Source organism: Arthrobacter sp. HMWF013 (genome assembly GCF_003061105.1).
Classification (GTDB): Bacteria; Actinomycetota; Actinomycetes; order Actinomycetales; family Micrococcaceae; genus Arthrobacter.
Genome location: NZ_QAIQ01000568.1, coordinates 1 through 1,711 on the forward strand (window position 1 = coordinate 1; position 1,711 = coordinate 1,711).

Here is a 1,711-nt window from a genome sequence, read left to right on the forward strand (position 1 = left end):
TCACAGTGGGAGCACGGAATCCATCACGGTGGCCAAAGACTCCGTCGGTAAGCTGTGGGTCACCTACACGGTCGTCTCCGCCGACAACAGCAACCGTGTCTACATCAACCACTCAACGACGAGCGACACAGCGTGGGGGACTCCGTTCGTCCTCCCGACAACCAACGCCCAGGTGCACCACGACGATATCTCCGCAGTCACGTCGTTCCAGGGCGACAAGATCGCCATCATGTGGAGCAATCAGCGGCCGGAGCATAAGAGGTTTTACCTGGCCATACACCAGGACGGTCAGCCAGAGAACTCGTGGCAGACAGAGACCGCCTACGGCGGGGGAAACAACTGCACCGGGGGATGCGCGAACGATCACCTGAACCTCAGGCAATTGACAAGCGACGGCAGCGGCCGCCTCTACGCAGCGATCAAGACGGCCGCCCAGCAAGCCGGTCAAACGTTTGCGGCGCTCCTGGTGCGCGATGGTAAGGGTCAATGGACCAGCGCGCCGTTCGGCGCTGTCGAGGACGCCCACACCCGGCCCATGGTCATGATCGACGAGGAGCACCGTCAGGTCTGGATGTTTGCGGTCGCGCCGGAGGAGGGCGGCACCGTCTATTACAAGAAGTCGCCGATCGACAACGTTTCCTTCCCGCCCGGCGCCGGCACTCCCATCATCAGAAGCAGTACCGACAAGGACACCAACGACCCCACATCAACGAAACAAAATGTGACCGGCCAGACCGGCCTGGTGGTGTTGGCGGCCGCGAGGACCAACGCCCGGTACTGGCACGCCTATATAGATCTCAGAACCGGGCAGAGCCCCATTGCGGCCAAAGCAGCGTCCCTGAATGGTGCCCTGGGAGCAGCCACCACGGCAGAGGTGTACGGGCTCAAGGACAACGGCGGGTTCCAGTGTTTTCAACGCGGGTGCATCCTCTACTCGCCGGCAACAGGGGCCCACGTCTCCCTGGGGGCGATCCGTGGAAAGTGGGCGCAGACAGGGTATGAAAACGGCAGGCTCGGATACCCGGTCACCGACGAGGTGGGCGGGCTCAGGGATGGCGGGGTCTTCCAGAACTACCAGGGCGGCGCCATCATCTACTCGCCCGCAACAGGAGCCCGCATCTCCGTGGGGGCCATCCGCGGCAAATGGGCGGAGTCAGGGTACGAAAACGGCAGGCTCGGATACCCGGTCAGCGACGAAGTGGGCGGGCTCCGGAACGGCGGAGTGTTCCAGAACTACCAGGGCGGCGCGATCATCCATTCACCGGCCACCGGGCCGCACCTCTCCGTTGGCGGCATCCGCACCATCTGGGCCTCCACAGGGTACGAATCAGGCCGCCTCGGCTACCCCACCAGTGAGGAATACGCGACCCCCAATGGAGGCGTGGCCCAGAACTATCAGGGCGGCATCATCAACCTGAGCCCGAGAGGCCACACCATCACTTTGTTCTAAGGAATCATTTGGTCGTAAGGACGAGCGGCCCGGCCTCAGGCGCCCCACCCGGCTGAGCCGGGAACTGCGCGGTCCCACCAGTCCAGCACGCGGGTCCCCTGGAACGTCAGCCACTTTGACGGTTCGCCAGGGGGCACGTCCACCTCGAACCACACGCGTCCGGGATAGCGCCGCTCCTGCAGCCACGTCCCGTCCGCCTCCCGGCCTGACCGGACCACGTCGATGGCCGCGGCCAAACGCGGGTCCGGCCCGCCGCCGTCG

The 1,711-nt window shown here is 64.6% G+C and carries 1 protein-coding gene and 1 pseudogene; one reads left to right on the forward strand and one right to left on the reverse strand.

All coding sequences use genetic code 11. From position 1 onward, the window contains the following. A partial coding sequence (locus DBR22_RS19390; protein WP_108600348.1) for an LGFP repeat-containing protein occupies positions 1–1,450 on the forward strand: 1,450 nt, incomplete at its 5' end. Positions 1,451–1,485: 35 nt separating this feature from the next. Here the strand turns inward: DBR22_RS19390 and DBR22_RS24815 are convergent. Beyond that, positions 1,486–1,711 (reverse strand): annotated as a pseudogene (locus DBR22_RS24815) (squalene cyclase); the annotation flags it as partial.